This is a genomic window from Actinospica durhamensis (genome assembly GCF_018139695.1).
In the GTDB taxonomy this organism is placed as follows: domain Bacteria; phylum Actinomycetota; class Actinomycetes; order Streptomycetales; family Catenulisporaceae; genus Actinospica; species Actinospica durhamensis.
Genome location: NZ_JAGSOG010000835.1, coordinates 1 through 407, shown reverse-complemented (window position 1 = coordinate 407; position 407 = coordinate 1). Strand labels below are relative to the sequence as shown.

General features: G+C 69.0%; 1 protein-coding gene. It reads right to left on the bottom strand.

Going from position 1 to position 407, the window contains the following annotated elements; translation table 11 throughout:
* On the bottom strand, positions 1–407 hold a 407-nt coding region (locus KDL01_RS42455), incomplete at both ends, for an AraC family transcriptional regulator (protein ID WP_212534346.1).

Below are 407 nucleotides of genomic sequence, written 5' to 3'. Positions count from 1 at the left end.
GACGAGCAGAGACCTGGCCTGCTGCAATCGGATCCGCTTCTGGAACTGCAGGGGGCTCATGGCCGTCACGGCACGGAAGTGGCGGTGGAACACCGAGGTGCTCATGCCCGCCATCCGCGCGAGGTCCTCGTTCCGCACGGGGCTCGCATAGTTGTCCCGCATCCAGGTGATCGCGCGGTTGATGTAGGTCAGGGCGCTGTCGGCGAGCGCGATCTGGCGCACTGTGTCGCCGTGCGGCCCGGTGAGCAGACGCCATAGGATTTCCTGCTCGACCAGTGGCGCGAGCACCGGTGCGTCATCCGGACGGTCGAGCAGCCGCAGCAGTCGCGCTGCGGCATCGAGCATCTCGGCGTCGGCGTTCCCGACGGCGATCGCGGACCCGGCCGAACCGGTGCGCAGTGCGGGGC